Genomic DNA, 24,639 nt, shown 5'->3' on the forward strand with positions numbered 1-24,639 from the left:
AGATCCTGCCCATATAAGGATTGTTTTATTTAGTAGTCGTAGCTTGCTTGTAACCAGAACTGACGACCTGCTTCGTAGGTACGGTAAACTTCACCACCGGAAACGAATGAGTCAGTCGCGTTCTTATTATTGAGTAAGTTAGTGATCTCAGCAGAGACAGCGGCTCCCTTGGCAAAGCTAGGTTTCCATTCGGCTTTTAAGTCCCAACGGAAGGTGTCTGAGAACTCAACTTTTTGGTATTCGCGAACCTGCTTACCCGTTGAAGGATCAATCGCGTAGTCATTGTCGTGACGTGTGGCCTGGTCTCGACCTTCTTGCCATTGCCAAAGGTTGTAAACGGTCATGCCATATTGAGGAAGTTGAGTAATCAACTCGAAGTTTGCACGCCAAGGGGCATTGAAATCGGTACTTGGCAGATCGGCAGCACTGATAATATTGCCGTCATACATTACTTTGTCGTAATCAAGGTTAATGTTTGGATCATAAGCGGCATAACCCATATCACTTGGTGTATTACTTTGCGTATCTTGCCAAACTAAAGAGGCACTTAGTGTATTCTGAGTTTGGATGATTTCGACTGGTAGACGGTTGCGTACAGTCAGAGATACGCTGTTGTGAACGGTTTCGCCGCCGTTATCAAACGTTTTGATTCGTGCTAGATCACCATCAGTAGTACCTGGATATTTAGGACGGCTGCGCACTTCATCGTGACCTTCACGGTATACGTAATTCAACGACCAAATACTATTGCGCCACATTTGTTGAAGACCGATGGTGAATTCGTCATTGTATGGTGTATCAAGTTGATCCATGCCTTCGTAGTCTTGCGTAGCAATCCAAGCATCCTGCTCTTCACTGTTAGGGTTACATGTCACGTAACAGTGTTTTAGGCCTGCGTTTTGTCCTTCATACAAAGCGTAAGTCAGCATCGAACGGCCGTAGTAGCGGTTCATGCCTGCAGTCACAACCGTTGCGCCATCGCTGTTAACATCTAAGCTTGCCGTCATTCGAGGAGCGATATTGGTATTTCGAACAAAGTCGTCGCGATCGATACGGATACCTGGGCGTAACGTTAGGTTCTGGTACTTAATGATGTCTTCAGCAAATAGCGAGGTATTGGTGTATTTAGTGGTGTAAGTACCTGCGAAGAAAGCGTCGACTTGGTTAGCATTACTGAGGAGATCCATCATATCCCACATACCACGATAACCATTGCGGAAGTACGTCTCATCTCGAATGAAACTCGCTTTTGTATGGGTTACTTCTCCGCCGATATTGATTTGATTTGTCACTTCACCTAAAGCGATAGGGTTGAATGAAAATTTGCCTTTAAAGGTAGAGTTCGCCTGTTCTGTAAGCAAGTTACCAGGACCGCCAGAAGCGTAAGTGACTGGATTTTGCCAATCAGTGAAATCTTCTAGCTGTACGAAGTAGTTTTGTTCGCTGGTACGTTTGTCACGCATATCTTGATGGCCAAGATTAATGTCTAAAGTACCGGAATCAAACATATGTTCGATTTGCAGGTAGTCGAAATGCCATCGTGTTCGTCTATGTAATCTGAATTTGCGACGCCATTCATAAATAGTTCTGACTCATACTGAGAAATGGCAACACTTAGGTTTGCTGTTGTTCTTGGCGTCGCGTACCAAGTCAGTTTAGTGAAGAAGTTATCAGAGACGCGAGTTTGATCTTCTACCGAATCTTGATACTCAAACCCGGTGAGTTTGCTTCCTTCCAACACAATGCTCTTACCACCTATTCGCGCCATAGGTATAGAAGATGTTCTGCGGGAGATAGATGCGACCAAGCCAAGATCATCAGTAATGCCCGTTTCAAAGCTTACGCCATAGCTGCGTTTTATATAGTCCGGTTGGAAGCGAGCAGGGTTGCTCATGTCATTGTTTTTAGTATCAAACTCAAGCTTGTCGTCTACGTGAGTTTTATTCCAATCAGAATCTGTTTGTCGGTAGTAAACGTTCGCTGATGTACCGCCTTGCCAACTGCGGCTTTTCGTTTCGACAACACCGCCAGTAAAGCCGCCAAATTCAGCTGGGATGTTTGCGTCATAAACCGTCACGCTATCGATCAAGCGACTATCTAAATAAAAACCTTGTTCATCAGATGATAGGTTGCTGTTAGTGACGCCTAATTTATTATCAGCTGGATCAATATCGTTATTGATGCTCATACCATCCAAGGTAAAAGAGTTTTGGTACGAAGTAGAACCATGAATGGAAATATCACCGGGCTTAATTTCGCCTTGAGTCATGCCATTGTTCGCGCTATTAGAAAATTGTACACCGGGATTGGTTTTTAATAAGTCGGTAATATTACCGTCACCCGTCGGACGTTTATTTATATCCTCTGAGTTAAGCGTTTGTTTATTTGTGAGAGGGGCTTCAACTTTATCTTTCACCACCACTTCTTGTTCATTAGGTTGTTCAGCGTAACTGTTTACGGCGCTGAACAAGCCTAACAGGAGAGCTGTTGCTTGTTTCATATCATTCTGTCTATGTTTGTGATAGTTGATTTATGTTCTGTCTTGGTGGCTTTTTATAGGTCTATCCACTATTTCGCGGCACGATATCATAATGTAAATCTTAATGGCAATTGTTATCATTTCGGCTAAGTGATAAAATTCATAGAATTAAATATACAGAACAATAGACTGGTTGAATCGGTTAAAAATAATCGGCTTTAGTTGTTAATTGTATGTATTGAATAATAGTGATGTCGGAGATTACATTTTGTTTTCAACCTATAGAAACAGGGCTGGATATTCTGCTCTGTTATTAAGCCTGTCTGTTTTACTCATATTTTCTAGTGAAACGTTTGCGCAGAAATTAAATTCAGTATTAAGTGAAGATACAAAGGGCGTAAATGCGAGTCAGTCGGCACAAATTAAAATTGAGTCATTGGATGACAAAACTCAGGCATTAATTGGTCAATATCGTCAAACTCTGCGAGAGCAGCAGTTAGCAGATAAATATAATCAGTTACTGATGAAGCAAGTGGCTTCATTAGAAAGTGCGTTGCTTGATATCGAATCGAAGCAAGCACAGCTGCGTAATACTCGTATGACACTTGCTCCTTTAATGGAGGATATGGTTGCCGCACTAGACAACATTATCTCCGCCGACGCGCCATTTTTGGTTGATGAGCGCCAAGCTCGCTTGGATAACCTTCATCATTTGGTAGCGGATTCAAGTTTGAGTGAAGGCGACAAAATGCTCGCTATTTTAGACGCTTACCAAGTTGAGCTTAGCTATGGTTACACCACCGAAAGTTGGCAAGGCAAGTTAGACCAGCGACTGGTTAATTATGTTCGTATTGGACGTTTGGGTTTTTACTATGTCACGACAGATGGTCAACAAGCTGCTCAATGGCAAGCGAGTCGAGAAGGGCTGCAAGGACATTGGGAAGCGCTATCATCGGATTGGATTCCACACCTAGAACAAGCGAGTTCAATGGCGATGGGTAACGTTCTTCCTCAAGTTCTTATCCTTCCTCCAATGTCGTCTCAACCTATTGTGGAGGCGAAATAATGAAGCGCATTACAGTATTAGCTCTTACTTTAGTGAGCAGTCAATTTGCTATGGCAAATTCGTCGATGGATCAAGTGCTTCAGCAAGTTCGACAGGGCAGTGTGATTGAAAAGCAACAGGCGCAGCAGTCTGTTAATCATGCTCGCGTTGAACTTAAGCAAGTAGAAAAAAACCTCAACCAAGCCACGCAAAAATTGGCAGCCACTAACCAAGCCAACATTGCCTTGGAAGATCAGATCTTGGCCTTGCAGGAAAAGCTCAAACAGCGCCGTAGCCAGTATCAAACTCAGCGTGATGCGATGGCCAGCGTATTTAAACATGTAGTGGAACATAGCGATTTGATGTTGCAGCGCACTATGCCCCACGGCCTTTGGCAACATGACCAGTCTGGATTTAAAACCGTCGAAGAACAATCCGTGGATATTGCCCAAATCAAGTCGCTTTGGCTGGCATTAACTGAGCAAATCGTCCTGTCGGGTAAGGTACTGCAAAGTGAACAAACGGTTGTATTACCTGATGGTTTACCACAGCAGTCAAACGTTACTCAATTTGGTCCTTTTACTGCCTATGCCTCTACTGCGGATCAACGTCAATGGCTAACGTATTTAGCGGGCGAGCAAATGTGGGCGCAAATGACCCCGCAGCCAAATCGTGATATTTCTTCACAGCAGAGTGTCATTGACCCAAGCTTTGGCGCTTTATTGGCACAAGAAGCGGTTGCTCCCACTTGGTTTGAACGTCTAGCACCGGCAGGTGTTGTTGGTATTCTTATTGGTTTAGTTGGCTTAACTGGTGTTGTGATTGCGCTAGGGCGTGGCCTTGTATTGCGTAAAGAAAAACAAGCCATTAAGCAGCAAATGAATCAGAGTGAAGCTCGTGATGATAACGCTTTAGGTCGAGTGATTCTTGCAACTGAAAAGAGCTCTTTAGAGCAGCTTGATGCGGTGATTGATGAAGCTGTCCTCAAAGAAGTGCCTAAGTTTAAGTTTGGTGTTGGTAGCTTGGCAGTATTTGCGAGTATCCCTCCATTGCTTGGTCTACTGGGTACTGTAGGCGGCATGATTGAAACATTCCGTGTGATAACCGAGCATGGTAGTGCTGACAGCCAGTTGCTATCCGGTGGTATTTCTCAGGCACTATTGACCACCGAACTCGGCCTGATGGTTGCAGTACCGCTTCTATTGCTGCATTGCGGTTTAAAAGCGCAAAGCAATCAGTTGATTGAAGTGCTTGAACAGCAAAGTGCTGGCCTTATTGTACTGCGTCAACAACAGGCTCAAAAGGACTCGTAATGTTCGACTTTATTTTACGAGCGGGTCCTTTGGTATGGGGTATTATCGGTCTGTCTACCATCATGTGGTGGCTTATCGTACGTTCCTACGCCAATCAAAATCATAGCCGTCAGCAATTTGATATTGCTTTGAGTCAGTACAAACAATGTGCTGCGAATTTATCCAATAAAGCTTACCAGCAAGTTTGCACGACATGGCTAAACCAAGCTGAGCAGCAGTTGAATCAAGGCCTAGCTTGGATCTCTGTGATGGTGAAAATTCTACCGTTGCTTGGCTTACTAGGTACTGTTGATGGCATGATTGAAAGCTTTCGTCAGTTAGATCAACTAGACATTCAGCGTCAGTTATCGGGTGGTATTTCTCAAGCATTGCTGACAACTTTATGTGGCTTAGTCACTGCTTTATCAGGGCTATATTTCGTGCATAACCTGAATCAGCGTAAGTCGCGTCATTTGGCTCAACTGCGTGCTCAATTGGAGGTGAACCATGCGTTATCGTCATAGTGGTGATGGTGGTGAACAAGCCAATGTTGATATGACCCCGCTGATTGATGTGGTGTTTATCTTATTGATCTTCTTTATTTTGTCGGCTTCTTTCCAACAGCAAAATCAAATCAAAGTAGAGCGACCAAATAGCCAAGTGACCGATGCTATTTCGAGTGTGTCAGTAATGGTGACGATTGATGATCAAGGTCAAGTCTGGTTAGACAATCAGAATGTCGAAGTGTCGATGTTAACTGCACGGGTGAAGCAAAAAGCCTCTCAAGCAAACAATGTTTCAGTCGTGATTGATGTCGATAAGTCGGTAGACAGTGGTCGTTTGATCCAAGTGATCGATAAAGTGAGAATTGCGGGAGTGAACAATGTCGCTGTTGCTACCGAATCCTAACGCACGATTGGGCTTGTCCAAGCAGGCCCTATTTTGGTTGTCTGCATTGGTTGTGAATCTAGTCTTGATCAGCTTGATGTATTGGCTAACGATTGGCAAACATAAAGTAGAGACAAGAAAGACCGTCAGCTTGGCTGCGGTTTTTCAGCCACGCCAAGCTGATGCGCCTGAACCTGAAATTGAGCAGATTTTTGAGGTAAGCCAAGCACCGCAAAATACGTCAATGCCTCCGCCCCCGACGGTGTTAAATCTTTCGACACTTAATATGGATACCACAGTGGCTATTCCTGATATTAAGGTGCCGATAGATAAATCAAAGCCAGATTTAAATCTAGTGAGCTTGACGTTTAGTCCGAAAGGCAAAGCGGAAGGTAGTGTGATGAGCAGTGCGTTGGCACAAGCTAAGCCAGTGTTTCAGGTTCCGCCACAATACCCCACAAAAGCGAAGCAGAATGCGATTGAAGGTTATGTCACCTTAAAAATTAAAGTCGCAACAGATGGCCGAGCAGAGGATATTCAAGTGCTGGATGAGCAGCCAAAAGGTGTTTTTGCTCGCTCTGCAAAACGTGCCGTGATTCGTTGGCGTTTTGCTGCACCTGGAACTACCCAATGGCAGAGGATAACCATACGTTATGAACTGGAAAAATAGTCTGCTGCTCGTGCTGGTTTTGTTTTCAAGTGCAGTATCAGCAAACGAAGCTCGCTACTATCAAACTTATCAGCGCTTGCAAGCTCAGTTACAAAAAGATCCGCTAGCGACATTGCAAGCCGTTGAGTTGTTTGAAAAGCAAGTCGCATCAGCTGATAAGTCATCACAGCAGATGGCGGCGTACCTGCATGTGCAAGCTTGTATCGCATTGAACCGTTATCAGTGCGCAGCACGTTCAGTCGAGCGTTTGCTTAACCTCACTGAACAGGCGGATAAAAAGCAGCAGCTAGCCCGTTTGTCAGCGCAGCTTCATTACCAAACTCAAGATTACACAACCGTAATTAAACGAGCGGGTCAATGGCTTAGCTACAAGTATGAAGCGAAAGATAAGCCGAAATCGGCGGATTACGCCGAGCTTTATTCGCTAAAAGCATACAGCCTTTATAATCGTGAGCAGTTTAAATCTGCGGCGAGCGCTATGGAGCAAGGAGTTCGCTATCAAGCAACAGAGCAGCGTTATCGTTTTTTGTTAGGCTGCTACCAACAGCTAAAAAACTGGCGCAAAGTGAATTCGGTGTTGAGTAAGATGGTCGAGCGTTATTCAGGTAAATCAGAGTACTGGGAGAAATACGCCTACTCTTTTTTGAAATTGGATAACGATAAAAAAGCGTTGGCGGTGCTAGGTAGTGCTTATAAAGCCAAGCGGTTACCTGAACGCTCTATATTGCTTTATAGCCAGTTATTACTGCGCCATGAAGCGGCGATACGTGCAGTAAAAGTGCTGGAATCGCACCCAGAGTTAGCCAAGCATGATCATTATGCGCCATTACTCACTCAAAGCTACTTGTTAGCGAGGGATAAACAGAAAGCGGCGCAGTGGCTAGCGAAGTCAAACAAGAAGAACAGCTATACCACTCGTGGTCTTCTTGCTTATCAGCAAGGTCAATGGCAACAAGCGATAGAGATGTTTAGTCACCTTGATGCTAAGAAAAAGAGTAACCATTACTGGTTTTTACTTGTGGCGATCAGTGAGTTTGAGATGAAACGCTGGCCACAAGCTCGACAAGCATTTAAGCGCTTAGAAGGGACGCAATATAAAGAGCTAGCCAAACAGTGGTTGGTTCAGATTGATTACTTAACTCAATCATAAATACGCAAGGGCTGCCAACGCAGCCCTTTTTATTGTCCGCTCGCTACAGAGAGCTTAGGGGTTGGTGTTCAAATAAGCCTTGGTTGAAATGTCTGTCCAAGCACGCACTTTGGATAGGTATTTCACTTGTGAGTCGATAATACGTTGTGCCAGTGGGTCTGACGCTGCCAACTCTTCTAACAACTGCTGCTTTTCTTTATTGAGGTGATTCAATACTTCTGGCGGGAAGTCTAGAACTTTGATGTCTGGGTATTGTTCACTCATTGACGCCCAGCTGTTTGCATTGGCATCAATGGCTTGGGTGTACATATCAAACGCTGCGACTCGGAAGGCGGTCTCCAAAATCACTTGTAGATCGGCAGGTAACTTGTCCCAAGTCTTCTTGTTGACTAAGAACTGAGTTTCCGAGCCTGGTTCATGCCAAGCGGTGTAGTAGTAAGAGGCAATTTTGTGAAAACCCATACGTAGGTCAAAGGCAGGGCCTGCCCATTCAAGTGCATCAATCGTGCCTCGTTCTAATGAGGTGTATAGTTCACCCGGTGCGATGTTGGTTGGCTTTGCGCCTACGCGAGCCATTACTTCACCTGCGAAACCTGGAATACGCATTTTCAGGCCCTTTAGGTCATCAATCGTATTGATCTCTTTTTTAAACCAACCGCCCATCTGAATATCAGAGTTGCCGCCGGGGAACGAGAGCAAATTATGTGGTGCATAGACCTCTTGCATCAGCTCTAAGCCACCTCCACGATAGAACCAAGCGTATTGCTCTGTAGACATCATGCCAAAAGGCATAGCAGAGAAGTAAAGTGTGTTTGGCACTTTACCTTTCCAGTAGTAAGACGAAGAGTGGCCAAGGTCGTATTGGCCGGATTTAACCATATCGAAAATGCCTAAAGGCGCTTTATGCTTGTTGGCAGAATCGATGCGAATTTGCAGTCTGCCGTTAGACATCTCTTCGGCGAGCTTCGCCATGTTCTTTGAAGCGTCACCAAGTATTGGTGTGTTTGGGCCCCAAGTTTCAGCGAGTTTTAGACGGTAAACTTTCTCTTGGGCGAGGGCTGAGAACGAACCTAATGCTAGGGATACCCCAGCAAGGCTAACGAGTGTGTGTTTGATCCACTTATTCATTGTTATAACTTCCTGTTATGACTTTACTTGCTTGGCTAGAGTCTCATTCAATGCTGAGTCGTCAAGTCATGTAAAACGGAGCTGAACTAAATTAATAAGTACAAAACGTTTATCAATCTTATTTGAATAGTTAAGTGTGTAGGCGATTAACTCTTGAATAGGCCATCAACTGTGAATATGAAGAAAAACGCAGTAGAAAATCGTAATTTGAATTCTGTTGTTATGGTCACGGCAAAGTCGAATCAGTTTGCTGCTTTTCACTTAGAGGAAACCGACGGGATGATTATCGGATGCTATTTGAAGTAAAGATGATGAAGAAATTCAAAGCAATAAAAAAGCCGGAGTCGTAATGAACGATTCCGGCTTTCTTGAATTTGGTGGCCCCTCCCAGACTTGAACTGGGGACCAATCGATTATGAGTCGACTGCTCTAACCACTGAGCTAAGGGGCCAAATTAGGTGAATGATTATAGGGGATGAGCCTTAGAGTGTCTAGCCGCTACAAGGGTCAATTCCGTTTAGTTTTTGGTCACTTAAGCGATCTAGCTACAAAAAAGGTGAGCTATTGCTCACCTTTTATCATTCGCGTTGCTGTATTACTCGTCTAGGAAGCTGCGCAGAGTTTCTGAGCGGCTAGGGTGACGAAGTTTACGCAGTGCTTTTGCTTCAATCTGACGGATACGTTCACGAGTAACGTCGAACTGCTTACCCACTTCTTCTAGAGTGTGGTCAGTGTTCATATCGATACCAAAGCGCATACGAAGTACTTTTGCTTCACGTGGCGTTAGACCCGCTAGTACGTCTTTTGTCGCGACTTTTAGGCTACCAGATGTAGCTGAGTCTAGTGGCAACTCAAGCGTAGTATCTTCGATGAAATCACCTAGATGCGAATCTTCGTCATCACCGATTGGCGTTTCCATTGAGATTGGCTCTTTAGCGATCTTCAGCACTTTACGGATCTTGTCTTCAGGCATTTGCATGCGTTCAGCCAGTTCTTCCGGTAATGGCTCACGACCCATCTCTTGTAGCATTTGACGAGAGATACGGTTTAGCTTGTTGATCGTTTCGATCATGTGTACTGGAATACGGATCGTACGTGCTTGGTCCGCGATTGAACGAGTGATTGCCTGACGGATCCACCACGTTGCGTAAGTCGAGAACTTGTAACCACGGCGGTATTCGAACTTATCAACCGCTTTCATTAGGCCGATGTTACCTTCTTGGATAAGATCCAAGAATTGCAGACCACGGTTGGTGTACTTCTTAGCAATCGAGATTACTAGACGTAAGTTCGCTTCAACCATCTCTTTCTTCGCACGGCGAGCTTTTGCTTCACCGATAGACATACGACGGCTGATATCTTTGATGTTCTGAACCGTCAGTGACGTTTCTTCTTCAATGATTTTCAGCTTAGTAATAGAGCGGCGGATGTCTTCTTCGCTCTTTTTTACTTTGTCCGCGTATGGTTTATCAGAAGAAAGAACTTCATCTAACCATGCTTCGCTTGACTCGTTGCCTGTAAAGAGTGCAATGAAAGATTTCTTCGGCATCTTACCGTATTCAACCGTCGTCTTCATGATAAGACGTTCTTGAGTGCGAACGCGTTCCATTGAAGTACGCAGCTCTTCTACTAGGTAGTCGAACTGTTTTGGTGTTAGACGGAATTCTTTGAAAACGTCGATAACCATTTCATGCGCAATTGTCGCTTTCGGGCTTTCAGAGCCGTACTCGTTCACTGCTAGCTGGTGGTTTTGGTGAGCATTGCGAAGAGCCGTGAATTTTTCCAGAGCTAATTCTGGATCAATACCTGTATCTTCTTCTTCCTCATCCTCGTCGTCTTCAGCGTCCTCTTCTTTTTCTTCGTCTTCATCTTCTAGATCAGACTCAGCAAGCTCTGAACCGATGTGCGTTGCAGTTGGTGCTGCAGTCTCATCAGCGTCAGGATCAACGAAACCGGTAATAAGGTCAGTTAGGCGAAGCTCTTCAGCTTGAATACGATCAAACTGTTCAAGAATGTATGGGATAGTACCTGGGTACTCAGCCACCGCGTTTTGAACTTGGTTAATACCATCTTCAATACGCTTAGCGATGTCGATTTCGCCTTCACGAGTTAGTAGCTCAACAGTACCCATCTCTCGCATGTACATGCGCACTGGGTCAGTGGTACGGCCAATCTCGTTCTCTACACTTGAAAGTGCAGCAGCGGCTGCTTCTGCAGCGTCTTCATCGGTAATGGTGTCATCATCATTCAATGCAAGATCATCGGCATCAGGAGCAGTTTCCACCACTCGAATACCCATGTCATTAATCATCTGAATGATATCTTCAACCTGCTCAGAATCTACGATTTCTGCTGGCAGGTGGTCGTTTACTTCTGCGTAGGTCAGATAGCCTTGTTCCTTGCCTTTAATGACAAGTTGTTTTAGCTGTGACTGCGGATTTTGATCCATAGACGGTATCCAACTTAGTATCTGGTGAAGGAATTAGTATGCGAGATGCAAACCATACATATTAACAAATTAATTGATTGCTGCCTAATTAAACAGGGTTACGCTTTCAAATCTAGCATTAGTGCTAGCAGCTCCCTTCTTTCGTCGGTTGATAAACCGATGCTTCTTTCTTTGGCTTGCAGGTTTTCAATTTGTTTTTCGACGCACTGGCAAATAATGTTATCCAATGAGTCTAAAAATATATCTTGTTCATTATCGTCATCGAGAGGGATTTCCCATCCTGCGAGACGAGCCAGTAACGGTTCTTGGTTACTGTTTCGCCAATGCTCTAGCAATTGGCCTGTCTTGATATGGGGATGCTGTTGACAATATTCAAGCACCTCAATGAATAAACTTAAGCCAGGAAGCGCGGTATCTCTCACACTTGTGAGGTCAGGTACCATTTCAGCATAGCTCGGATTCTGAATAAGCAAAGCGATCACCTCACGCATTGGCGTGCGTTTGATCTCTTTATGCGGCTGAGGTCGGGTTTCTTCCTTGCCTTGTTTGCTTATCAATTGTTGGAGCTGACGTTCATCCATAAGACCTAAGCGTTTACCTAATAAGTCTCTTAAGTAGAGACGTAAAGTTCCGCCAGGTACTTTATCAATGAGGGGTACAGCTAAACTTGTCAGCTTAGCCATCCCTTCTTTCGTTGACACATCAACTTGCTGCATCAACGAATTGAACATGAAGTCAGATAATGACATTGCACTATCAACTTGCTGTTCAAAAGCTTCTTTACCATGTTGGCGAATGTATGAATCTGGGTCTTCGCCATCAGGTAAAAACATAAATTTTAACTGCCGACCGTCGGTTAAGTACGGCAAGGCATTTTCCATTGCGCGCCATGCCGCGTCGCGGCCAGCTCGGTCACCGTCATAACAACAAACTACATGACTGGTTTGTCGAAATAGGATCTGTAAATGATCACCGGTTGTTGACGTACCTAGCGAGGCAACAGAGTAATCTACGCCATATTGAGCAAGCGCGACTACATCCATATAACCTTCTACGACAAGGATTCGAGATGGTTCACGGTATGCTTGAAGAACTTCATATAAACCATAAAGTTCCTTGCCTTTATGGAAGATTGGTGTCTCAGGTGAGTTGAGGTATTTAGGTGTACCATCACCTAGAACACGACCACCAAAACCAATCACTCGACCACGACGATCACGAATAGGGAACATGACACGACCGCGAAAGCGATCATAGCGGTTGCCTTTATCGTTCTCAATCAACATACCGCCAGTGACAAGCATGTCTTGAGTTTGCTTTTGCTGGCCAAAGTTCTTACGAACAAGATCCCACTCGTCAGCTACATAGCCAACGCCAAATTTCTGTACGATCTCACCGGATAAGCCACGATCTTTTAAATAATCGATGGCGATCTTACTGCTTGGTTGCTTAAGTTGATCACGGTAGAACTGGGCAATACTGCCTAAAAGATCGTAAAGATTGCGCTTTTGTTCGCTATTGGCTTGCGGCTGATCGTTACGAAACGATCCGCCTTGGCGTTGTTCGCGCGGTACTTCCAATCCAAGGAATGAGGCCAACTCTTCAATGGCTTCTACAAACTCTAAACGTTCGTATTCCATCAAGAAGTCGATGGCGTTGCCGTGTACGCCACAACCGAAGCAGTGATAAAACTGTTTCTCTTGGCTAACACTAAAAGAAGGGGTCTTTTCGTTATGGAAAGGGCAGCAAGCGCTGTAGTTTTTGCCTTTTTTCTTAAGTTTTACGCGTGCATCAATGATATCGACGATATCAAGCCGAGCGAGCAGATCATCTATGAAACTACGAGGGATGTGTCCTGCCATAAAACCTTAGAAAAATGCACTAACTGTGAATGAAGGAAGGCCTATTGACCTTAAATCCTGAATACAAACAAGCCGTGCGTTCCATCGGATTGCACGGCTTGTTGCAAATGGGTCTGGGAAATTAAGCCAGTTTAGCGCGAACTAAACCACTTACTTTACCCATATCTGCACGCCCTTGAATTTGTGGTTTAAGAACGCCCATTACCTTGCCCATGTCTTGCATGCCCGCTGCACCAGATTCTGCTACTGCACTGTCAACCAGAGCGGCAACTTCTTCATCGGTCAGTGGTCGAGGCATAAAGTCCTCAAGCACAGTAATTTCTGCTTTTTCCACGTCAGCTAAATCTTGACGACCCGCTGATTCGTATTGAGCGACAGAGTCGCGACGTTGTTTAACTAACTTCGTCAGCACAGCAAGGATGTCGTCGTCGTTCAGAGTAATCCGTTCGTCAACTTCACGTTGCTTAATTGCTGCTAGAGCTAAACGAATAGTGCCAAGGCGAACTTTGTCCTTGGCTTTCATCGCTAATTTTTGCTCATCTTTGAGTTTATCAATCAGAGCCATCACTAAATCCTTTTAAACTTAGTGATTAGTACAGGCGAACGCGACGAGCGTTTTCGCGAGCTAGCTTCTTAGCGTGACGCTTTTGAGCAGCTGCTTTAGCGCGTTTGCGAACTGTAGTTGGTTTTTCGTAGTGCTCACGACGACGCACTTCAGAAAGGATACCTGCTTTTTCGCAAGAGCGTTTGAAACGACGTAGTGCAACGTCGAACGGTTCGTTTTCACGTACTTTAACTACTGGCATATGCCTTTCACCTCAGGGGTTATTCGTTAATGCTGGAACGTTAGTGAGCCAAACAGTTTTGTTTGGTCTCAAACCAGCTTGATCAAAAATGGTGCGGAATTTTAATCCGATCACTACGGCTTTGTAAAGCACTTTGTCGATTATATACTCGTCGAAAGTTAACCGATGCGCTTATTAAAGCGAGGAAAGGAAAATTTTCCTTATTCTAGCAGTAAATAAGCGACTGAGAGTAGGTGAGATTTGGGGTTAACAAAGATGGCTCAATGAGTTTTTGTAACGATTTTTGAGCGTCAATCAAGATGGTCAACATTTGTTTGCTAGGCCAAGGCAAGGTAAGATTGCGCCAATTTTAAAATAGAAGACAGAAGCATCTGAGTTAACCATGCGTATTATCGGTATCGAGACCTCATGTGATGAAACGGGCATCGCTATTTATGACGATGAAAAAGGGCTACTTTCCCACCAGCTGTACAGCCAGGTAAAACTGCATGCTGACTATGGTGGTGTAGTTCCTGAGCTAGCATCACGAGACCACGTAAAGAAAACCATTCCTTTGATTAAAGCGGCAATGGCAGATGCGAATCTTACGCCCAACGATATTGATGGTATTGCTTATACGGCTGGCCCTGGTTTAGTGGGAGCATTGCTGGTTGGTGCAACCATTGGTCGCAGCCTTGCTTACGCATGGGGTGTTCCTGCGGTACCTGTTCACCATATGGAAGGGCACTTGCTTGCGCCAATGCTAGAAGACAACCCTCCGCTATTCCCATTTGTTGCGGTTTTGGTTTCTGGTGGTCATTCAATGATTGTTGAAGTGCAAGGTATTGGTGAATACACCATTCTTGGTGAATCTATTGATGATGCGGCTGGTGAAGCGTTTGATAAAACTGCGAAACTAATGGGCTTAGATTACCCAGGCGGTCCGCTGCTATCTAAATTGGCAGAAAAAGGCACGCCGGGTCGTTTTAAGTTCCCACGTCCTATGACAGATCGTCCGGGCTTAGATATGAGCTTTTCTGGTCTTAAAACCTTTACTGCTAATACGATCGCTGCTAATGGCGATGACGATCAAACTCGCGCTGATATTGCCTTGGCATTTGAAGAAGCGGTATGTGCCACACTGTCGATTAAGTGTAAACGCGCACTTGATCAAACGGGCTTAAAGCGCATTGTAATGGCGGGCGGTGTAAGTGCGAACAAGCGTTTACGAGCTGAGCTAGGTAAACTGGCTGAAAAAATGGGCGGTGAGGTCTACTACCCTCGCACCGAGTTTTGTACCGATAATGGTGCAATGATCGCTTATGCTGGTATGCAGCGTTTAAAAAATGGTGAAGTGGCGGATCTTTCGGTACAAGCCACGCCACGCTGGCCAATTGATCAATTAGATCCAATTAAATAATTAGCGATCGTTTTATATCAAACGTCTTATTTGTAAGCCGCTCAGCAAGGTTCGCCGTGAGCGGCTTTTTTTATTTGCTTGATAACATTATCCTTATGTCCATTCAGAATTTATAAATCAATTATGAGCACGAGTAGAAGAATGAATAAGTTTGCTATTGAAGGCCAGCAGATGGCTTATCAGGACATAGGCCAAGGCCCTGTCGTGGTTTTTGGCCATAGTTATCTGTGGGATGCACAGATGTGGGCACCGCAAGTTGAAGCGTTAAGCCAATCTTACCGTTGTATCGTGCCTGAGTTATGGGCTCATGGTGAGTCTGATTTCGCACCGAATGCGACTCGCTCGCTTAAAGATTATGCCCAACAAGTATTGGCACTGCTGGATCATTTAGACATTGAAGAATTTGCGGTCGTAGGTTTATCTGTCGGCGGGATGTGGGGCAGTGAGCTCGTCACGCTCGCTCCGCAGCGTGTCAAAGGTATTGTATTAATGGACACCTTTGTTGGCTTAGAGCCAGAAGTGGCACACAAAAAATACTTTACTATGTTAGATGCAATCAGTGTTGCGCGAGCGGTTCCTGAGGCGATTGTTGATGCCGTCGTACCTCTGTTTTTTGCGAATGACGCTGAGCAAGATAACCCTGCGTTGGTGTCAGAATTTAGAAATAAGCTGTCTAACTTAAACGGAGATCAAGCGGTAGAAATCGCTCGTATTGGTCGAATGGTATTTGGCCGACGCGATCAAATTGAAGATCTTGAGAAGTTTGCACTGCCGACGCTTATTGCTGTGGGTCAGGAAGACATTCCGCGCCCTGTCCTTGAGTCATTCTTAATGAACGATTGTATTAGCGGTTCTGAAATGATTCAGATCCCGAAAGCGGGGCATATATCTAACTTGGAGCAACCTGAGTTTGTTACGTCAATGCTAGACGACTTCTTAGCGAAGGTATTTGTGGTTTAGCACGAGCTTTCGGAAAGATGATTTAAATGAAAAAAGGCCTCACGTTGAGGCCTTTTGAGTATTCTTTTCACCAATTTTGGGCTCGGAGCCATCCAGTAAGCGGCGGATGTTTTGATGATGTCGAAATACAATTAAGCAGCAAAGCATGGCGACTGGTAAGGTGTAATGCGGTTTGATCATCCAAGTAAATAGAGGTGCTAGTAGTACCGTTACAATTGCTGCAAGAGATGAGTAACGAAAAGCGAAAGCGACGATCAGCCAAGTTACAATGATCATTGCAGTTAGATCTAATCCGATCGGAGCGATAGCACCCAGTGCAGTAGCAACTCCCTTGCCCCCTTTAAAGTGGAAAAATAGCGGATACATATGTCCGAGACAGGCTGCTATCGCCACTACGCCCAAGATAATAGGATCAATATTTAAGAAGTAGCCCCCCCAAACGGGGATCGTCCCTTTGAGCATGTCACACAGTAGTACTGAGAGCGCTGCTTTTTTACCGCCGATTCTCATCACATTGGTTGCGCCCGGATTGTTCGAGCCTACTCCACGCGGGTCAGGTAGTCTAAGCAACCGACAGATCAACACCGCACTTGAGATCGAGCCCAAGAGGTAGGCGAAAATGATCATGGCGAGTGCTAATGGCGTCATAAAGAGTTAACTCAATGGAAACGGGTGTCTAAAAAGCAAGTTATTGATATCATATCGCGCTTGCTACGCTCAAACTACTTAGTGATAACAGTTTGTGCTGCAAATAGTACGATTTTTTCTCTTTATTGGGTATCCGACCTCTATAAAGAGCTAGCCATTAGGAAGCATTAGCATGGACAAAGTTTTTATTGAGCAACTTGAAGTGATTACTACGATCGGTGTTTACGATTGGGAACAAGAGATTAAACAGAAGCTAGTGCTTGATATTGAAATGGCGCATGACAATCGTCCGGCCGGCAAAAGTGATGATGTGGTTGATGCTTTGGATTACTCCAAAGTAAGTGAAGCGGTATTAAACCATATTGAAAATGGTCGTTTTCTATTGGTTGAACGCGTCGCTGAAGAGATTGCTGAAATCATCATGATTCAGTTTAACGTGCCGTGGATCAAAATTCGTTTGACCAAACCTGGCGCTGTCGCTCAAGCAAAAGGGGTTGGTGTGGTGATTGAACGAGGCCAATTATGATCACTGCCTATATTGGCATTGGTTCAAATATCGAACGAGAAAAGCACGTTGAAGCAGCGCTCAATGAGTTAGACCATTTAGGCGAACAACTCAGAATTTCAACCATTTACGAGTGTGATGCGGTTGGTTTCGATAGTGAGCCGTTTTACAATCTTGTTGCAGAATTGAGAACCTCTTTAAGCTTAATGGAATTTTCACGGGCACTGCGTGATATTGAGCTTAAATGGGGTAGAAAGCTTGATGCAGGTAAATACGAGCCACGCACCGTTGACCTTGATTTAATTTTGTTTGGTGATCAGGTCTCAGAGCAGTCGCCTCAAGTTCCTAGGTGTGATATTTATAAATATCGATTTGTGATTCAACCTCTTAGCGAGCTGTGTCCAAACCTAGTTGTGCCTGAAGATGGCAGAACGATAGAACAAATTTTTAAGGCTGGGAGTGATTCTCAGCCACTTACTGCGGTAGAACCGTGGTTTACTTTTAGTCGTTAATGAGATTGAAATGAGTTATTTTGAAGCCTTTATTTTGGCCTTAATTCAAGGTCTAACCGAGTTTTTGCCAATTTCTAGTTCGGCACACTTAATTCTACCTTCAGCGGTTTTAGGCTGGGAAGATCAAGGATTAGCGTTTGATGTGGCTGTCCATGTGGGTACGCTGTTAGCGGTCATGATTTATTTCCGCGCTGAAGTCGTATCTCTTCTATCCGCGTTTTTTGCCTCCATCTTTAAAGGTGATCGCAGTAAAGAAGCCAAGCTAGCATGGATGATTGTTCTTGCGACGATTCCTGCGGGTTTATGTGGCTTGCTATTAAAAGACTTCATCGAGCTTTATTTACGCAGCGCTTATGTGATTGCGACGACAACGATAGTGTTTGGTTTGTTGCTATGGTGGGTAGACAAAAACTCAGCACTGATTGATGACGAATACCAAGCAACGTGGAAAAAAGCACTATTTATTGGCTTGGCTCAGGCTATGGCAATGATTCCAGGGACGTCTCGTTCAGGTGCAACCATTACCGCAGCTTTATACCTTGGCTTTACTCGTGAAGCGGCCGCTCGTTTCTCATTTTTAATGTCTATTCCTATTATCTTATTAGCGGGTAGTTACTTAGGACTGAAGTTGGTCACCAGTGGTGAGCCTGTTCATTTCGGATTCTTAATCACGGGTATTGTGACATCGTTTGTTAGTGCTTACTTGTGTATCCATCTTTTCCTTAAGGCGATCTCACGTATGGGTATGACACCATTCGTCATCTATCGACTTATCTTAGGCTTTGGTTTATTTGCTTTTTTGGCATTAAACTAACGTAACGGTCACTTTTCTCTAGCAAGACCACATAAGCCAATCTCGCGCCAACAGCGACATTATGGTATATATGTGGTCTTTCTATTTCTCTTCTTTAACAGAACTTTATGCGAGCTTTTGCACTGATCTTATTGTTATTGCTAGGTTGGCTCCAATACACATTGTGGTTGGGGAAAAATGGCATTGCTGATTTTCAAACTGTCTCGGCTGATATTGAAGTTCAAAACCAAGTGAATGCGAACTTAGTAAACCGCAATAACGAGATGTTTGCGGAAATTGATGACTTGCGCCAAGGTCTTGATGCCATTGAAGAGCGCGCTCGTCACGAACTAGGTATGGTTAAAGAGGGGGAAACCTTCTACCGAATTATCGGAGAGGAACATAAATAATGACAACATCCTCTTCCGCATCGATTGTCGCGATTGTTCCTGCGGCGGGTGTTGGTAGCCGAATGCAGGCTGACCGCCCAAAACAATACCTCACCATTGACCATCAAACCGTACTTGAGCATACGGTCGAAAAGTTATTATCCCACTCACAAGTGAGCAAAGTGATTGTGGCTATTACTGATGGCGACCCATATTTCCCTCAACTGTCGATCAGTTCTCATCCTGACGTTATTCGCGTGAGTGGTGGAAAAGAGCGTGCTGACTCAGTGCTTTCTGGCCTCAACTATGTGGCTGAAAATCAGTTGGCAGAATGGGTCATGGTGCATGATGCGGCGCGCCCTTGTGTGCGTGAACACGATTTAACGACACTGATCCAAGTTTCTATGCAGCACCCGGTGGGCGGTATTCTTGCTAGCCCGGTGCGTGACACCATGAAACGAGCTAACGGTGGGCAAGATATTGACCATACCGTTGATAGAGAAGCACTGTGGCATGCATTAACACCACAAATGTTTAAAACTGAGCTGCTAACTCAAGCCTTAAGTGAGGCGCTAGCCGCTAATGCAGTCATTACTGACGAAGCCTCTGCTCTTGAATGGCAAGGTTTATCTCCAGCATTAGTCAAAGGCTATTCAGATAATATTAAAATTACTCAGCCGGAAGATTTGGCGTTAGCAGAGTTTTATCTCAAGCGAAATAAAGGATAACCCTATGATGCGTATTGGCCATGGCTTTGATGTGCACAAATTTGGTGGCGAAGGCCCCGTTATTATTGGTGGCGTAGCAGTGCCATATGAACAAGGGCTGGTCGCTCATTCAGATGGCGATGTTGCACTACATGCATTGTCTGATGCGTTGTTAGGTGCCATTGCGGCTGGTGATATTGGTCGTCATTTCCCTGATACAGATGATAAGTGGAAAGGTGCCGATAGTCGCATGTTACTGCGCGATGTATATCGCCGAGTAAAAGAGCAAGGTTATGTGATTGGCAATGCTGATGTCACCATTATGGCTCAAGCTCCAAAAATGGCTCCGCACATTGAAGCAATGTGTGCTGCGATTGCAGAAGATTTAGAAACAGACATTGGCAACGTCAATGTTAAAGCAACCACCACTGAACGTCTTGGCTTTACTGGCCGTAAAGAAGGGATTGCCAGTGAAGCGGTTGTTCTATTGTTTAAACAGAATTAATTCAAATCACGCAATGGCGTGATGGTATCAAATATGTCGGATATTTTATCTTCATTGGCTTACCTAAATGGTAAACCAACTGCGAAAGGCAAACTAAAAGCGCAACCTGAACACTTCCAAGTAAGTGAAGATTTAGGCTTTGCATTCACTGGCGAAGGCGAGCACTTGATGGTGCGCATTCGTAAAACTGGTGAGAACACCAGTTTTGTGGCCAATGAACTGGCAAAAGCGTGTGGTGTGAAGTCTAAGGATGTCAGCTGGGCTGGTTTGAAAGACCGCCATGCTGTGACCGAGCAATGGCTGAGTGTCCATCTGCCAAAAGGTGACACGCCCGATTTTAGCGCTTTCTTAGCTCAATATCCGAGTATTGAAATTCTGGCTACCGATCGTCATAACAAAAAACTCCGTCCGGGCGACTTAATTGGCAACCAATTTGTGGTTACTTTATCGGAAGTAACGGATGTGGAAGACGTGATTGCACGCTTAGAGCGTGTGGTTAAGTTGGGTGTGCCAAATTACTTTGGTAGCCAGCGTTTTGGTAACAATGGTAATAACGTCGAAGAAGCACGTCGTTGGGGGCGAGATAACGTTCGTACCCGTAACCAAAACAAACGCAGTTTATACTTGTCTGCTGCGCGCTCTTGGATCTTCAACCACATTGTGTCTGCTCGTATTGAACAAGGTGTGTTTGATAAAGCCATTGAAGGCGACATGGTTAAAAGCCAAGAAGAAACACGCCTTCTTGGTGAACAAGATATCGAGTTAGCGAATGAAAAGCTTGCTACAGGTGAGTATTCACTTACGGCGGCAATGGCTGGTGATAATGCTCTGCCAACTCAAGCGGGCGCTTTAGCTATAGAGCAACCTTTGCTTGATGCTGAGCCTGACTTAATGGCTTTGATTCGCGGTAACCGTATGCGTCATGAACGCCGTGAGATTGCGCTACTGCCACAAAACTTAACTTGGTCTGTAGAGGGCGATAATATCACGCTTAATTTTGCGTTAGATTCAGGTTGCTTTGCGACCGCGATTGTTCGAGAGTTGATTGAAGAGATTGCTGTGGAGCGTCAATATTCATGAGCGCTCGTTTAAAGATTCTTCTCAGTAACGACGATGGTGTTCATGCAGAGGGAATTCATACTCTCGCAAAAGCGTTAGGAGCGATGGCAGATGTCACCATAGTGGCGCCTGACAGAAATCGCTCTGGCGCTTCTAATTCTTTAACTTTAGAGCAGCCATTGAGAGTTAAGGAAATATCTCCTCAAGTCTATTCAGTGCAAGGGACACCAACCGATTGTGTGCACTTTGCGTTGAATGAGTTGATGAAAGAGGACATGCCTGATTTATTGCTTTCTGGAATCAATCATGGCGCAAACCTTGGTGATGATGTGCTTTACTCTGGAACTGTGGCGGCTGCGATGGAAGGGCACTTCCTTGGTGTTCAGTCGATTGCATTATCACTGGCTGGAAAAGATCATTTTGAAACCGCAGCGACGATTGCGGTTGATTTGGTCAAGCAGCATCTTGCTCATCCAATCCCGACTAATCGGTTGATTAATGTGAATATCCCAGATTGTTCGTTAGATGAGCTGACAGGGACTCAAGTAACAAGATTAGGTGCGCGTCATCACGCTGAAGCGATGATAAAGCAGAAAGATCCGCGCGGGCATGATATCTATTGGCTCGGACCTCCCGGCAAAGAACAAGATGCAGGAGAAGGAACGGATTTCTATGCTGTTGAGCATGGCTATGTGTCTATTACGCCATTACAGGTTGATTTAACGGCACATGAATCTTTAGTAAGTATGACTCATTGGTTGGAAGGGAAATAGGTATGACAAACCCACATGCCGACAAATTGAATGATTTTCTTGTCGCGAGTGGCATTCAGAACCAGGTCGTATTAGATGCTATCTATCGTTTGCCGCGTGAGAGTTTTGTTTCTCAAGCTATGATGCATCAGGCGTATGATAATAATGCGTTACCTATCGGTCATGGACAAACTATCTCTCAGCCCTACATAGTGGCAAAGATGACGGAAATGTTGGAACTTAGCCGTTCCAGTAAAGTCTTAGAAGTCGGTACCGGGTCGGGGTATCAAACAGCAGTACTTGCCCAATTAGTTGATCATGTTTATTCGATTGAGCGCATTAAAGCGTTGCAATGGGATGCTAAACGTCGGCTTAAACAGCTCGATATCTACAATATATCGACTAAGCATGGTGATGGTTGGCAAGGGTGGGCGTCAAAAGGTCCATTTGATGCGATCATCGTAACGGCGGCTGCGGACTCAATTCCGTCGGTATTACTTGAGCAGTTGTCAGATGGAGGCATCATGATGATACCGGTTGGCTCTGAAGAACAGCAGCTATTAAAAATTACGCGCCAAGGCGATGAATATCTTTCTCAAGTGATTGAGATGGTGCGTTTTGTTCCTTTGATCGCAGGTGACCTCGCGTAATCATGTCATTTAAGTCTATTTCATTACTGTTGGTAGCTTTAAGTAGCGCACTAGTTGGGTGTGCTGCTCATTCCCCTGCGCCAGTGTCCAGTTTGAATAAGGACTATGACTCTATTCCGCGTGGCAGTTATCGCGGTAGTTATTACCAAGTTGATAAAGGAGATACGCTATATTTTATTGCTTACATCACAGATAAAGATGTAAATGATATTATACGTTTTAATCAACTTAAGGCACCCTATACGATTTATCCAGGCCAAAAACTAAAGTTGTGGCAGCCTGCCTATAACCCGCCTGCGTATGGTGGCTCTGGCGCGGGTTCTTCTGCAACCGTAGCTGTAGCGGGCGCTGCAGCGGTCTCCTCTGTTACGACTCCAAAACCGAGCAAAAGCTCGAATCAAACAGTTAGTTCCTCCAAGCCAAAAGATACGCAACAGGTGGCGCAAAAAAGTGCTGCCAAAAAGGTTGAACAATCTAAACCAAAGGAGTATGTTGGCTCTAAAGGTAAACAAAATGTTAACAATGATGTCAATAAACAGACATCCGGTAACGTTAAAGTTTCCAAGTGGTTGTGGCCAACAAAGGGGAGGGTGATTAAAAACTTTTCTGCAGGAGACCAAGGAAATAAAGGTATTGATATCGCAGGTCAGCGAGGTCAAGCCATCTCATCTACTGCAGCAGGCACGGTCGTTTATTCGGGTAATGCACTCAGAGGTTACGGTAATCTCGTGATTATAAAACATAACGACAAATACCTCAGTGCTTATGCGCACAACGACAAGTTGCTAGTCCACGAAGGACAAAGTGTAAAAGCAGGCCAAAAGATTGCAACAATGGGTAGCTCAGGAACGAGCAGCGTCCGTTTGCACTTTGAAATTCGCTATCAAGGTAAGTCGGTTAATCCGAAACGCTACTTACCATAAATTACTTTTTACAAGTAACAAATAGCGGCATTGGATGTTTTAAATGTCTTGCTAACTCGCCAGGGGGAGGCGCTATGGGTATCAGCAATACAGCAACAAAAGTTGAAGAGTTTGATCTTGCAAATGGAAATATGGATGAATTGCAAACAGAACAACTCGAAACGAAAAAGTCGTCATCAAATCAAAAAGAAGAGTTTGAGGTTTCAAATAAAAGCCTCGACGCAACTCAGCTTTACCTCGGAGAAATCGGTTTTTCTCCACTTTTAACTGCCGAAGAAGAAGTCCTATACGCACGTCGCGCTTTGCGCGGTGATGAAGCTGCTCGTAAACGTATGATTGAAAGTAATCTACGCTTAGTGGTTAAGATTTCTCGTCGTTATAGCAATCGTGGCCTTGCACTACTCGATCTGATCGAAGAGGGTAACCTTGGTTTGATCCGTGCTGTAGAGAAGTTTGACCCTGAACGTGGCTTCCGTTTTTCAACCTACGCAACATGGTGGATTCGTCAGACCATTGAACGTGCGTTGATGAACCAAACTCGTACTATCCGTCTACCAATCCACGTAGTGAAAGAGCTCAATATTTACTTGCGTACTGCACGTGAACTATCACAAAAGCTCGACCATGAACCGACCGCGGAAGAGATCGCAACTCAGCTTGATAAGCCGGTTGAAGATGTCAGCAAAATGCTGCGTTTGAACGAGCGTATAAGCTCTGTGGATACGCCGATTGGCGGTGATGGTGAGAAAGCGCTGTTAGATATCATTCCTGATGTTAACCATTCTGATCCAGAAGTGTCGACTCAAGATGATGATATTAAAAACTCTTTGATCCACTGGTTAGATGAGCTTAACCCTAAGCAAAAAGAGGTGCTAGCGCGTCGATTTGGTCTGCTGGGTTATGAGCCATCAACATTGGAAGAAGTCGGTCGTGAAATTAATCTGACTCGTGAACGTGTACGTCAAATCCAAGTGGAAGGCTTGCGTCGTCTAAGAGAAATCTTAGTGAAACAAGGCCTTAACATGGAAAGCCTATTCAGCGTTGAAGATGATGTATAGATTGAAACGC

At 44.7% G+C, this 24,639-nt stretch carries 27 protein-coding genes and 1 tRNA gene; 19 read left to right on the top strand and 9 right to left on the bottom strand.

Going from position 1 to position 24,639, the window contains the following annotated elements:
- Positions 1-29: 29 nt before the first annotated feature.
- Together OH461_RS16265 and OH461_RS16270 are read right to left on the bottom strand one after the other, a co-directional pair.
- Positions 30-1,508, bottom strand: a complete 1,479-nt coding sequence (locus OH461_RS16265; RefSeq protein ID WP_270021626.1) for a hypothetical protein — start codon at positions 1,506-1,508, stop codon at positions 30-32.
- On the bottom strand, positions 1,487-2,500 hold the full coding sequence (locus tag OH461_RS16270) for a Plug domain-containing protein (RefSeq protein WP_270021627.1): 1,014 nt from the start codon (positions 2,498-2,500) through the stop codon (positions 1,487-1,489). Before OH461_RS16270 ends, OH461_RS16265 begins: the two co-directional genes overlap by 22 nt.
- Positions 2,501-2,747: 247 nt before the next feature.
- Here OH461_RS16270 and OH461_RS16275 point away from each other — a divergent pair, with 247 nt between their 5' ends.
- Genes OH461_RS16275 through OH461_RS16300 form a run of 6 tightly spaced genes read left to right on the top strand, consistent with a single transcriptional unit; the run spans position 2,748 to position 7,524 of the window.
- Positions 2,748-3,545 carry a DUF3450 domain-containing protein gene (locus OH461_RS16275; RefSeq protein WP_270021628.1) on the top strand — a complete coding sequence of 266 codons (798 nt, stop codon included), beginning with the start codon at positions 2,748-2,750 and terminating at the stop codon, positions 3,543-3,545.
- Positions 3,545-4,837, top strand: coding sequence for a MotA/TolQ/ExbB proton channel family protein (locus OH461_RS16280; RefSeq protein ID WP_270021629.1), 1,293 nt, complete (start codon positions 3,545-3,547; stop codon positions 4,835-4,837). Before OH461_RS16275 ends, OH461_RS16280 begins: the two co-directional genes overlap by 1 nt.
- On the top strand, positions 4,837-5,340 hold the full coding sequence (locus tag OH461_RS16285) for a MotA/TolQ/ExbB proton channel family protein (protein ID WP_270021630.1): 504 nt from the start codon (positions 4,837-4,839) through the stop codon (positions 5,338-5,340). The genes OH461_RS16280 and OH461_RS16285 overlap by 1 nt, the downstream gene beginning before the upstream one ends.
- The gene (locus OH461_RS16290; protein ID WP_260260959.1) at positions 5,324-5,725 is read left to right on the top strand and encodes an ExbD/TolR family protein; all 402 of its coding nucleotides are present in this window, start codon (positions 5,324-5,326) and stop codon (positions 5,723-5,725) included. The genes OH461_RS16285 and OH461_RS16290 overlap by 17 nt, the downstream gene beginning before the upstream one ends.
- Entirely contained in the window at positions 5,700-6,374 is a 675-nt protein-coding gene (locus OH461_RS16295) for an energy transducer TonB (protein ID WP_270021631.1), read from the top strand. The genes OH461_RS16290 and OH461_RS16295 overlap by 26 nt, the downstream gene beginning before the upstream one ends.
- A complete protein-coding gene (locus OH461_RS16300; RefSeq protein WP_270021632.1) occupies positions 6,358-7,524 on the top strand; it encodes a tetratricopeptide repeat protein in 1,167 nt (388 codons plus the stop codon). The genes OH461_RS16295 and OH461_RS16300 overlap by 17 nt, the downstream gene beginning before the upstream one ends.
- 54 nt (positions 7,525-7,578) lie before the next feature.
- On the opposite strand, the gene OH461_RS16305 is transcribed toward OH461_RS16300, so the two are convergent.
- The 6 genes from OH461_RS16305 to rpsU form a co-directional block, all read right to left on the bottom strand.
- Positions 7,579-8,652 (bottom strand): TRAP transporter substrate-binding protein, encoded by a 1,074-nt coding sequence (locus tag OH461_RS16305; protein ID WP_270021633.1) that lies wholly within the window; start codon positions 8,650-8,652, stop codon positions 7,579-7,581.
- 375 nt (positions 8,653-9,027) lie between these two features.
- A tRNA-Ile gene (locus OH461_RS16310) sits at positions 9,028-9,103 on the bottom strand.
- A gap of 144 nt (positions 9,104-9,247) precedes the next feature.
- The gene (gene rpoD, locus OH461_RS16315; RefSeq protein WP_270021634.1) at positions 9,248-11,101 is read right to left on the bottom strand and encodes an RNA polymerase sigma factor RpoD; all 1,854 of its coding nucleotides are present in this window, start codon (positions 11,099-11,101) and stop codon (positions 9,248-9,250) included.
- A gap of 98 nt (positions 11,102-11,199) precedes the next feature.
- Entirely contained in the window at positions 11,200-12,963 is a 1,764-nt protein-coding gene (dnaG, locus tag OH461_RS16320) for a DNA primase (protein ID WP_270021635.1), read from the bottom strand.
- 121 nt (positions 12,964-13,084) lie between these two features.
- Complete coding sequence (locus OH461_RS16325) at positions 13,085-13,528, bottom strand: GatB/YqeY domain-containing protein (RefSeq protein WP_270021636.1); 444 nt, start codon at positions 13,526-13,528, stop codon at positions 13,085-13,087.
- A gap of 25 nt (positions 13,529-13,553) precedes the next feature.
- The gene (rpsU, locus tag OH461_RS16330) at positions 13,554-13,769 is read right to left on the bottom strand and encodes a 30S ribosomal protein S21 (protein WP_001145625.1); all 216 of its coding nucleotides are present in this window, start codon (positions 13,767-13,769) and stop codon (positions 13,554-13,556) included.
- A gap of 382 nt (positions 13,770-14,151) precedes the next feature.
- Between rpsU and tsaD the strand changes: the two genes are divergently transcribed.
- Together tsaD and OH461_RS16340 are read left to right on the top strand one after the other, a co-directional pair.
- Positions 14,152-15,168, top strand: coding sequence for a tRNA (adenosine(37)-N6)-threonylcarbamoyltransferase complex transferase subunit TsaD (gene tsaD / locus OH461_RS16335; protein WP_270021637.1), 1,017 nt, complete (start codon positions 14,152-14,154; stop codon positions 15,166-15,168).
- A gap of 141 nt (positions 15,169-15,309) precedes the next feature.
- Entirely contained in the window at positions 15,310-16,128 is an 819-nt protein-coding gene (locus OH461_RS16340) for an alpha/beta fold hydrolase (protein WP_270021638.1), read from the top strand.
- A gap of 39 nt (positions 16,129-16,167) precedes the next feature.
- Here OH461_RS16340 and plsY read toward each other — a convergent pair whose 3' ends face one another.
- Positions 16,168-16,776 (bottom strand): glycerol-3-phosphate 1-O-acyltransferase PlsY, encoded by a 609-nt coding sequence (plsY, locus tag OH461_RS16345; RefSeq protein ID WP_270021639.1) that lies wholly within the window; start codon positions 16,774-16,776, stop codon positions 16,168-16,170.
- Between the two features lie 166 nt (positions 16,777-16,942).
- Here plsY and folB point away from each other — a divergent pair, with 166 nt between their 5' ends.
- The 11 genes from folB to rpoS all read left to right on the top strand — a co-directional run bounded on the left by folB (position 16,943) and on the right by rpoS (position 24,629).
- Positions 16,943-17,302 carry a bifunctional dihydroneopterin aldolase/7,8-dihydroneopterin epimerase gene (gene folB, locus OH461_RS16350; protein WP_270021683.1) on the top strand — a complete coding sequence of 120 codons (360 nt, stop codon included), beginning with the start codon at positions 16,943-16,945 and terminating at the stop codon, positions 17,300-17,302.
- Positions 17,299-17,793: a 2-amino-4-hydroxy-6-hydroxymethyldihydropteridine diphosphokinase gene (gene folK / locus OH461_RS16355; protein ID WP_270021640.1), complete on the top strand. Its 495-nt coding sequence runs from the start codon at positions 17,299-17,301 to the stop codon at positions 17,791-17,793. The genes folB and folK overlap by 4 nt, the downstream gene beginning before the upstream one ends.
- Before the next feature lie 10 nt (positions 17,794-17,803).
- Complete coding sequence (locus OH461_RS16360) at positions 17,804-18,607, top strand: undecaprenyl-diphosphate phosphatase (protein ID WP_270021641.1); 804 nt, start codon at positions 17,804-17,806, stop codon at positions 18,605-18,607.
- Positions 18,608-18,714: 107 nt separating this feature from the next.
- On the top strand, positions 18,715-18,996 hold the full coding sequence (gene ftsB / locus OH461_RS16365; RefSeq protein WP_260260946.1) for a cell division protein FtsB: 282 nt from the start codon (positions 18,715-18,717) through the stop codon (positions 18,994-18,996).
- On the top strand, positions 18,996-19,703 hold the full coding sequence (gene ispD / locus OH461_RS16370) for a 2-C-methyl-D-erythritol 4-phosphate cytidylyltransferase (protein WP_270021642.1): 708 nt from the start codon (positions 18,996-18,998) through the stop codon (positions 19,701-19,703). The genes ftsB and ispD overlap by 1 nt, the downstream gene beginning before the upstream one ends.
- A 4-nt stretch (positions 19,704-19,707) precedes the next feature.
- Positions 19,708-20,187: a 2-C-methyl-D-erythritol 2,4-cyclodiphosphate synthase gene (ispF, locus tag OH461_RS16375; RefSeq protein ID WP_270021643.1), complete on the top strand. Its 480-nt coding sequence runs from the start codon at positions 19,708-19,710 to the stop codon at positions 20,185-20,187.
- Positions 20,188-20,220: 33 nt separating this feature from the next.
- Positions 20,221-21,267, top strand: a complete 1,047-nt coding sequence (truD, locus tag OH461_RS16380; RefSeq protein WP_270021644.1) for a tRNA pseudouridine(13) synthase TruD — start codon at positions 20,221-20,223, stop codon at positions 21,265-21,267.
- Positions 21,264-22,019 (top strand): 5'/3'-nucleotidase SurE, encoded by a 756-nt coding sequence (gene surE / locus OH461_RS16385; RefSeq protein ID WP_270021645.1) that lies wholly within the window; start codon positions 21,264-21,266, stop codon positions 22,017-22,019. The genes truD and surE overlap by 4 nt, the downstream gene beginning before the upstream one ends.
- A 2-nt stretch (positions 22,020-22,021) precedes the next feature.
- Positions 22,022-22,648, top strand: coding sequence for a protein-L-isoaspartate(D-aspartate) O-methyltransferase (locus OH461_RS16390; RefSeq protein ID WP_270021646.1), 627 nt, complete (start codon positions 22,022-22,024; stop codon positions 22,646-22,648).
- Between the two features lie 2 nt (positions 22,649-22,650).
- On the top strand, positions 22,651-23,571 hold the full coding sequence (nlpD, locus tag OH461_RS16395; RefSeq protein ID WP_270021647.1) for a murein hydrolase activator NlpD: 921 nt from the start codon (positions 22,651-22,653) through the stop codon (positions 23,569-23,571).
- A gap of 74 nt (positions 23,572-23,645) precedes the next feature.
- A complete protein-coding gene (gene rpoS / locus OH461_RS16400; protein WP_270021648.1) occupies positions 23,646-24,629 on the top strand; it encodes an RNA polymerase sigma factor RpoS in 984 nt (327 codons plus the stop codon).
- Positions 24,630-24,639: the final 10 nt, after the last annotated feature.

It is taken from the genome of Vibrio sp. LaRot3 (genome assembly GCF_027587025.1).
Taxonomy (GTDB): domain Bacteria; phylum Pseudomonadota; class Gammaproteobacteria; order Enterobacterales; family Vibrionaceae; genus Vibrio.

What these genes read in the sequence shown, in the direction of transcription:
- OH461_RS16265 (WP_270021626.1), bottom strand. Translation starts at nt 1,508, where the DNA reads ATGTTTGATTCCGGTACTTTAGACATTAATCTTGGCCATCAAGATATG.
- OH461_RS16270 (WP_270021627.1), bottom strand. Translation starts at nt 2,500, where the DNA reads ATGAAACAAGCAACAGCTCTCCTGTTAGGCTTGTTCAGCGCCGTAAAC.
- OH461_RS16280 (WP_270021629.1), top strand. Translation starts at nt 3,545, where the DNA reads ATGAAGCGCATTACAGTATTAGCTCTTACTTTAGTGAGCAGTCAATTT.
- OH461_RS16285 (WP_270021630.1), top strand. Translation starts at nt 4,837, where the DNA reads ATGTTCGACTTTATTTTACGAGCGGGTCCTTTGGTATGGGGTATTATC.
- OH461_RS16290 (WP_260260959.1), top strand. Translation starts at nt 5,324, where the DNA reads ATGCGTTATCGTCATAGTGGTGATGGTGGTGAACAAGCCAATGTTGAT.
- OH461_RS16295 (WP_270021631.1), top strand. Translation starts at nt 5,700, where the DNA reads ATGTCGCTGTTGCTACCGAATCCTAACGCACGATTGGGCTTGTCCAAG.
- OH461_RS16300 (WP_270021632.1), top strand. Translation starts at nt 6,358, where the DNA reads ATGAACTGGAAAAATAGTCTGCTGCTCGTGCTGGTTTTGTTTTCAAGT.
- OH461_RS16305 (WP_270021633.1), bottom strand. Translation starts at nt 8,652, where the DNA reads ATGAATAAGTGGATCAAACACACACTCGTTAGCCTTGCTGGGGTATCC.
- rpoD (WP_270021634.1), bottom strand. Translation starts at nt 11,101, where the DNA reads ATGGATCAAAATCCGCAGTCACAGCTAAAACAACTTGTCATTAAAGGC.
- dnaG (WP_270021635.1), bottom strand. Translation starts at nt 12,963, where the DNA reads ATGGCAGGACACATCCCTCGTAGTTTCATAGATGATCTGCTCGCTCGG.
- OH461_RS16325 (WP_270021636.1), bottom strand. Translation starts at nt 13,528, where the DNA reads ATGGCTCTGATTGATAAACTCAAAGATGAGCAAAAATTAGCGATGAAA.
- rpsU (WP_001145625.1), bottom strand. Translation starts at nt 13,769, where the DNA reads ATGCCAGTAGTTAAAGTACGTGAAAACGAACCGTTCGACGTTGCACTA.
- tsaD (WP_270021637.1), top strand. Translation starts at nt 14,152, where the DNA reads ATGCGTATTATCGGTATCGAGACCTCATGTGATGAAACGGGCATCGCT.
- OH461_RS16340 (WP_270021638.1), top strand. Translation starts at nt 15,310, where the DNA reads ATGAATAAGTTTGCTATTGAAGGCCAGCAGATGGCTTATCAGGACATA.
- plsY (WP_270021639.1), bottom strand. Translation starts at nt 16,776, where the DNA reads ATGACGCCATTAGCACTCGCCATGATCATTTTCGCCTACCTCTTGGGC.
- folK (WP_270021640.1), top strand. Translation starts at nt 17,299, where the DNA reads ATGATCACTGCCTATATTGGCATTGGTTCAAATATCGAACGAGAAAAG.
- OH461_RS16360 (WP_270021641.1), top strand. Translation starts at nt 17,804, where the DNA reads ATGAGTTATTTTGAAGCCTTTATTTTGGCCTTAATTCAAGGTCTAACC.
- ftsB (WP_260260946.1), top strand. Translation starts at nt 18,715, where the DNA reads ATGCGAGCTTTTGCACTGATCTTATTGTTATTGCTAGGTTGGCTCCAA.
- ispD (WP_270021642.1), top strand. Translation starts at nt 18,996, where the DNA reads ATGACAACATCCTCTTCCGCATCGATTGTCGCGATTGTTCCTGCGGCG.
- ispF (WP_270021643.1), top strand. Translation starts at nt 19,708, where the DNA reads ATGATGCGTATTGGCCATGGCTTTGATGTGCACAAATTTGGTGGCGAA.
- truD (WP_270021644.1), top strand. Translation starts at nt 20,221, where the DNA reads ATGTCGGATATTTTATCTTCATTGGCTTACCTAAATGGTAAACCAACT.
- surE (WP_270021645.1), top strand. Translation starts at nt 21,264, where the DNA reads ATGAGCGCTCGTTTAAAGATTCTTCTCAGTAACGACGATGGTGTTCAT.
- OH461_RS16390 (WP_270021646.1), top strand. Translation starts at nt 22,022, where the DNA reads ATGACAAACCCACATGCCGACAAATTGAATGATTTTCTTGTCGCGAGT.
- nlpD (WP_270021647.1), top strand. Translation starts at nt 22,651, where the DNA reads ATGTCATTTAAGTCTATTTCATTACTGTTGGTAGCTTTAAGTAGCGCA.
- rpoS (WP_270021648.1), top strand. Translation starts at nt 23,646, where the DNA reads ATGGGTATCAGCAATACAGCAACAAAAGTTGAAGAGTTTGATCTTGCA.